5 protein-coding genes are annotated in these 6834 nt (G+C 65.4%); all 5 read left to right on the forward strand.

Features of this window, described 5'->3' with window-relative positions; all coding sequences use genetic code 11:
* Positions 1-28: 28 nt before the first annotated feature.
* Positions 29-1234 carry a CaiB/BaiF CoA transferase family protein gene (locus L810_RS03810; RefSeq protein ID WP_021157046.1) on the forward strand — a complete coding sequence of 402 codons (1206 nt, stop codon included), beginning with the start codon at positions 29-31 and terminating at the stop codon, positions 1232-1234.
* Positions 1235-1426: 192 nt separating this feature from the next.
* Positions 1427-1732, forward strand: a complete 306-nt coding sequence (locus tag L810_RS03815; protein ID WP_021157047.1) for a DUF485 domain-containing protein — start codon at positions 1427-1429, stop codon at positions 1730-1732.
* A gap of 11 nt (positions 1733-1743) precedes the next feature.
* A complete protein-coding gene (locus L810_RS03820; protein WP_021157048.1) occupies positions 1744-3444 on the forward strand; it encodes a cation acetate symporter in 1701 nt (566 codons plus the stop codon).
* Positions 3445-3714: 270 nt separating this feature from the next.
* On the forward strand, positions 3715-5802 hold the full coding sequence (locus L810_RS03825; RefSeq protein ID WP_021157049.1) for a type VI secretion system Vgr family protein: 2088 nt from the start codon (positions 3715-3717) through the stop codon (positions 5800-5802).
* A gap of 14 nt (positions 5803-5816) precedes the next feature.
* Positions 5817-6834: SH3 domain-containing protein (locus L810_RS03830; protein ID WP_042973087.1), on the forward strand; the 1018-nt coding region annotated here is incomplete at its 3' end.

A 6834-nucleotide genomic window follows, 5' to 3' on the forward strand; every position in this document is an offset into this window, starting at 1 on the left:
ACGAACGACGCGAATGGAGGAGACAAGGATGACGAACGAATCGCGCGTTTTGCCGCTGGCCGGCGTGAAAGTGCTCGACTTCTCGCGCGTGCTCGCGGGGCCGTGGTGCGCGATGGTGCTCGCCGATTTCGGCGCGGAAGTGATCAAGGTCGAGCATCCGGCGCGCGGCGACGACACGCGCGACTGGGGCTTGAGGATCGGCGACACCGAAACGACCTACTTCAACAGCGTGAACCGCAGCAAGCGCTCGATCTGCCTCGACCTGCAGACTGACGAAGGGCGGCGGCTCGCGCGCGAGCTGGCTGCGCAGGCCGACGTGGTGCTTCACAACTTCAAGTTCGGCGGCGCGGAGAAACTCGGGCTCGGCTACGACGCGCTGGCCGAACTGAACCCGCGCCTCGTGCACTGCGCGATCTCCGGCTACGACCGCTCGGGCGCCGAGGCCGCGCGGCCGGGCTACGACCTCGTCGTGCAGGGCGAGGCCGGGCTGATGGCGCTGAACGGCGAAGCCGGCCAGCCGCCGCTGAAGTTCGGCGTCGCGGCGGTCGACCTGTTCACCGGCATGTATTCGGCGCAGGCGATCCTCGCGGCGCTGTACGAACGTCATGCGACGGGGCGCGGGCGGCGCATCGAGATGGCGCTGTTCGACTGCGGGCTGATGATCACCGCGTACTACGGGCTCGACGCGCTGCTGATGGGCGAGGACCCGCCGCGCTACGGCAACGCGCATCCGTCGATCGTGCCGTACGGCGTGTTCGACGCGGCCGACGGCCCGCTCGTGATCACGGTCGGCAACAACCCGCAGTTCGCGCGCTTTTGCGATGCGATCGAGCGGCCCGACCTCGCCGCGGACGAACGCTACAAGACCAACCTCGGCCGCTCGGAGAATCGTGCCGAGCTGCTGCCCGAGATTCGTGGCGCACTCGCGCGCCGGTCGCGCGCGACTTTGCTCGCGGCGCTGGCCGACGCGGGCATTCCGTGCGGCGAAGTGCTCGGGCTGCACGAAGCGCTGACGTCGGAACGCGCGACGAACGCGGGGCTCGTGACGCGGCAGCCGCATCCGGTCGCGGGCGGCGTCGACGTGCTGGCGCCGCCGTACCGGTTCGACGGCGCGCGGCTGCCGGTGCGCGGTGCGCCGCCGGTGCTCGGCGCGGATACGGAGGCGGTGCTCGGCGGCTGGCTCGGCATGTCGGCGGAGGAGGTCGCGCGGCTGCGCGCGGATCGCGTCGTGTAGATCGCTTTTTTCCGCCACGGCGCGGGCGGGGTAGTCGACGCGCGCCGACCATTCCACACAACACCCTCGCAACGACGAGTTGGTTTGCCCTGCGGGGGCCTGAGTAGGCGCTGAAGCGCCAACTCAGGTCGACCGCGAAGCATGGGACCCGAGTAAGCGCTAAAGCGCCAACTCGGGTCGACAGGAGACACCATGGAGCTTTCCTTCATCGAATCGGTCACGGCGCGCCGCGACTACCAGCAGCTCGTGCGTGCGCGGCGCCGTTTCAGCTTCACGCTGACGGCACTGATGATCGCCACGTACTACGGCTTCATCCTGCTCGTCGCGCTCGCGCCGCACGTGCTCGCGGCACCGCTGTATCGCGGCGCGACGACGACGGTCGGGATCGCCGCGGGCGTCGCGATCATCCTGGTCGCGATCGGGCTGACCGCGTGTTACGTGCTGCGCGCGAACCGTGCGTTCGACCGCCGCGTCGATGCGCTCCTGCAGCGTTCGTGAAGGAGGCCGACATGCGACGTACCTCGATCGCGCTCCGCGCGCTTGCCGTTCCCGCGGCCCTCGTTTCGTCTGCCGCGCATGCGGTATCGGTATCGGTCGCGGGCCCGATGCCCGACAAGGTCGAACTGAACCCGGTCGCGATCGGGATGTTCTTCGCGTTCGTGTTCGCGACGCTCGCGCTCACGCGCTGGGCCGCGCGCCGCACGCGCTCGACACGCGACTTCTACACGGCCGGCGGCGGCATCACCGGGCTGCAGAACGGGCTCGCGATCGCGGGCGACTACATGTCGGCCGCGTCGTTCCTCGGGCTGTCGGGGATGGTGTTCATGTTCGGCTTCGACGGGCTCATCTACTCGATCGGCTTTCTCGTCGGCTGGCCGTTCGTGATGTTCCTGATCGCCGAACCGCTGCGCAATCTCGGCAAGTTCACGTTCGTCGACGTCGTTGCGTACCGCTTCGCACAGCGGCCGATCCGGCTGCTGACGTCCGCGAATTCGCTGACCATCGTCGTGCTGTACCTCGTCGTGCAGATGGTCGGTGCGGGCAAGCTGATCCAGCTGCTGTTCGGGCTGTCGTACGGCACGGCCGAGCTGATCGTCGGCGTGCTGATGGTCGTCTACGTGTTCTTCGGCGGGATGACCGCGACCACCTGGGTGCAGGTGATCAAGGCCGTGCTGCTGCTGTGCGGCGCGACGCTGCTCGTCGTGCTCGCGCTCGCCGAATTCGGCTTCAGCGTCGACGAGATGTTCCGCCGCGCGGTGGCCGTGCATCCGGGCGCGCTGTCGATCATGGGCCCCGGCAAGCTGATCCGCGATCCGGCCAACGCGCTGTCGCTCGGCATCGCGCTGATGTTCGGTACGGCCGGCTTCCCGCACATCCTGATGCGCTTCTTCACGGTGCCGAACGCGAAGGAGGCGCGCAAGTCGGTGCTCTATGCGACCGGCTTCATCGGCTACTTCTACCTGCTGACCTTCGTGATCGGCTTCTCGGCGATCGTGCTGCTCGCGCAGCATCCGGAATTCTTCAAGCTGGGTGCCGACGGGTCGTTCAATCTCACGCACGACCTGCTCGGCGGCTCGAACATGGTCGCGGTGAAGCTTGCGCAGGCGGTTGGCGGGAACTGGTTCTACGGGTTCATCGCGGCGGTCACGTTCGCGACGATCCTCGCGGTGGTCGCCGGGCTGACGCTCGCCGGCGCGACGACGATCTCGCATGATCTTTACGCGCAGATGTGGGCGCGCGGCAAGCCCGACGAGCGCCTCGAGATGCGTATCTCGCGCGCGGCGACGATTGCGTTGTCGGCGGTCGCGATCGGGCTGTCGATTCTGTTCGAGCACGTGAATGTCGCGTTCATGGTCGGCCTCGTCGCGGCGGTGGCCGCGAGCGCGAATTTCCCGGTGCTCGCGATGTCGATCTTCTGGCGCGGGATGACGACGCGCGGCGCGGTGCTCGGCGGCGGCCTCGGCCTCGTGTCGGCGGTCACGCTCACGGTGCTGTCGAAGTCGGTGTGGGTCGACGTGCTGCATCACGCGCACGCGCCGGTGTTCCTCGACAACCCGGCGCTCGTGTCGGTGCCGCTCGCGTTCGTCGGGATCGTCGTCGGTTCGCTCGCGGATCGCGGCGAGCGTTCGCGGCGCGAGCGCGACGCGTTCGCGCAGCAGGAGTTCTACGCGCAGACGGGCTTGCTGGCGGGCGAGGCCGTGCAGCACTGATCCGTGTTTGTGGGCGGCGAAACCCCGCGGATCGAGATCTCTCGGGGTTTCGTTTTTTTTGGGGGGCGGCGCAGAGGTAATCGCCAGTAGAGACGGAATTTGCGACAAAGTGGCCGGGACAGTCTGGCTCGATCGCGGATAGGACCAGGGCAACTCACGAATATGGTGGAGGCTAGGTCGAGGAAAAGCGCAACTTTCGGATTCGTCCAATAGACGGGGATCTCGCAATAGTTGATCGTTGCCGCTGGGCGTTCAGCGAGCAGCTTAACTATGGCTATCCAATCCGACCTGCGCTTTACCTTCACCGCTGGCAACGAGTCGTTCGAAGTGGTGGAGTTCACCCTGCACGAAGGCCTGTCCGAGACCTTCCTGTTGCGGGTGGAATTGGCCAGCACGAATCCCGCCATCGACTTCGGCCAGGTGCTCGATCACAACGGCCTGCTCACGATCTGGCAGGGCGGCTTGCCCGTGCGTTACGTGCACGGCGCGGTGTCGAGTTTTGTGCAAGGAGACACGGGATTTCGACGCACCCGCTATTCGGCCGTGGTCGAGCCGCGCCTGGCACGACTGAAGCTCTCGTCAGACTGGCGCATCTTCCAGACGCTGAGCGTACCCGAGATCGCTACGGCCGTGCTCAAGGCACACAATCAAACGCTGGACTACGAGCAGCGCATCACCGCCGAGCACTTGGCGCGCGAGTATTGCGTGCAGGCCGGCGACACCGACTACGACTTCATCGAGCGTATTTTGCGCGAGGAGGGATTCTTCTACGCATTCCAGCACAAGGCCGACGGGCATCGGTTGATCCACTGCGATCGGCTGTTTATCTTCGGCCGGCAGCAGGGCGAGCCGGTGCTGTATAACCCGACACCGGGCGGCGACCAGCCGCAGCCATGCCTGCGCACCTTCGCCTATACCGAGAACGTACGCACCGCGCGGCAGGTGCAGCGCGACTACACCTTCAAGAGCCCGCGCTTTCCGCACGAGTACCCGCGCGAGGGCACCGACCTCGATCACCAGGGCCGCGGCTACGCGCGCTACAACTATCCGGGCCGCTACAAGCACGAAGCCAGCGGCAAGGCTTTTACGCAGGACCGCCTGCGCGGTCACCGTCGCGATGCGCGTATCGCGCGGGTGAACGGCGATGATGCACGCTTGCAGCCGGGCACCGCGTTCGACCTGATTGGCCACCCGCGCGAGGACATGAACCGCGGCTGGCGTCCGGTCAGCATCGTCCATCACGGCAAGCAATACACCAGCCAGGCGGAGGAGGGCGCTGACGCGCAGCAAGGCACGCACTACCGCTACGAAGCGGTGCTGGTGCCGGACGATGCCGAGTGGCGCGCCGAGCCGCTGCCGCGCCCGCGTATCGACGGTCCGCAGCCGGCGACGGTGGTCGGCCCGGAAGGCGAAGAGATCTACACCGACGCGTACGGCCGGGTGAAGGTGCAGTTCCCGTGGGATCGCGAGGGCAAGTACGACGAGCACAGCTCGTGCTGGATTCAGGTCGCGCAGAACTGGGCCGGCGCGACGTGGGGCCACATGGCGATCCCGCGCATCGGGCAGGAAGTGATCGTGGTCAACCTGGATGGCGATCCGGACCAGCCTCTCATCATCGGGCGGGCGTACAACCGGCTGCAGTTGCCGCCGTACGAACTGCCGCGGCACAAGACGCGGATGACGATCAAAAGCCAGACGCACAAGGGCGAGGGCTACAACGAACTGCGCTTCGAGGACGAGAAGGATCAGGAGGAAATCTACGTCCACGCGCAGAAAGATCAGAACATCCACGTCAACCACGACGAAACCATCTTCGTCGGGCATGACCGCAGCGAGCAGGTCGAGCACGACGAAACCATTGCCATCGGCAATGACCGCAAAGAGACCGTGGGGCGCGACGAGCAGGTCACCATCGGCCAGGATCGCCGCCACGATATCGGGCAGGACGACTTCCTGAGCATCGGCCGAAACCACACCATCCACACGGGCAAGGACCGCACGGAGGAAGTCGGCAACCATCGTCGCGACAAGACCGCAGCCAATCACACGGTCGATATTGGCGGGCATCTGAAACAGCGCGTGGCAGGCCATGCCGAGCTGGAGGCGGGGCAGGCTATCCGGTATCGCACCAAGGTCGTCGAGTTGCAAGCTGGTGAGGTCATCCGCCTGCGCGGCCCCGGCGGCACGATTACGCTGGACGATTGCGGCGTGGAGATCGAAGCCGTCGCCATCCGCGTGAAGGGCCCAATGGTCCAGGATCGTAAGGGTGCAGGGAATGTGCTCTCACTATCTGGAGACTCGGTATTCGGTGATTCGCCGGATGACGCTTTCTACCTGACCTTCTCGGGCGATGCCTAAGCACACGGACATTTATGGCTAACTTCAAATACCCCTTCAAGGACAAGGCCGGAAAGGACGTGGTCGACGCCGATGTCTACTACAGCGCGCTCGGTATGGCCAGCGGCGGTTATTACGTGTTCGGACCGTCGGGCGTACATAGTGGCATTCACTATGAGTCGGCGATGGCCAACCTGCTGTCCCTCGACGAGGGCATTGGCGCCATGACCAAAGGCGAAGTGGTCGCCTATCGGATCAATCGCGAATACCCCACCTCCCCCGGGGCGGCCAATGTGCCGACGACCGCCGAATCCACCTCGGCCGCCTTTAGTACCGGGTTTGTCCTGACTCGGCACACGTTGGAATACCCGACCGGCAATAAGCTCACGTACTTCTGCTTGGCAATGCACTTGCGCTCGTTTGGCGATTACGAACGCATGGGGAGTGTGGTCAAGCGTCCCGCGTACTGGCCGGCCAAGATCTGTCGTGTCAAGGAAACCGCCAAAGAAAAACAAACTGTACCGAAAGGGGCCACCGATCAGCCAGTCATCGGGCTGAGCGTGCGCGCGAAACCTTCGTTTGCCAAAGACTCCCCCGTCCTTGGTTACCTGCCACACGGTGCTCGCTTCACGGTGCTCCAGCGCGACAAACAGTGGGTCAAGATCAAGCTCGTGATCGAGAAAGCGATCGTGCCGCCATCGACTGCGCAGACGGAGGTGCCAGCCGCCGCGCATAACGGATGGGTCTCGACGAGCTGGCTGGAAGCACTAGGTCAGGCGCCGGAGGACTTTGATGTCGTGGTTACGCCAGTGAGCCCGCCGGCGGTCAAAGCTGGCGAACTGTTGGGCCACATGGGTGAGTATCGGCGAGTACAGGATCCGCAGCAGAGCCGCAAGCTGATGCATCACGAGATCATCGTCGGCCCGGAACTGCGCGCATTTCTGGAAAAGAGTCGTGCTGCTGCGGCAAAGGCCACGCCTCAGCAGAAAACGCTGCTGCGGGTGGCGCCAGATGCTCAATTGCATAACCCGGTACTCGCGCCGCCGCAGGCCG

The sequence above is a fragment of the Burkholderia sp. AU4i genome (assembly GCF_000466765.1).
In the GTDB taxonomy this organism is placed as follows: domain Bacteria; phylum Pseudomonadota; class Gammaproteobacteria; order Burkholderiales; family Burkholderiaceae; genus Burkholderia; species Burkholderia cepacia.

Bases quoted from the DNA above. Each gene is read 5' to 3' on its own strand.
- L810_RS03810 (WP_021157046.1), top strand. From the start codon at position 29: ATGACGAACGAATCGCGCGTTTTGCCGCTGGCCGGCGTGAAAGTGCTC.
- L810_RS03815 (WP_021157047.1), top strand. From the start codon at position 1,427: ATGGAGCTTTCCTTCATCGAATCGGTCACGGCGCGCCGCGACTACCAG.
- L810_RS03820 (WP_021157048.1), top strand. From the start codon at position 1,744: ATGCGACGTACCTCGATCGCGCTCCGCGCGCTTGCCGTTCCCGCGGCC.
- L810_RS03825 (WP_021157049.1), top strand. From the start codon at position 3,715: ATGGCTATCCAATCCGACCTGCGCTTTACCTTCACCGCTGGCAACGAG.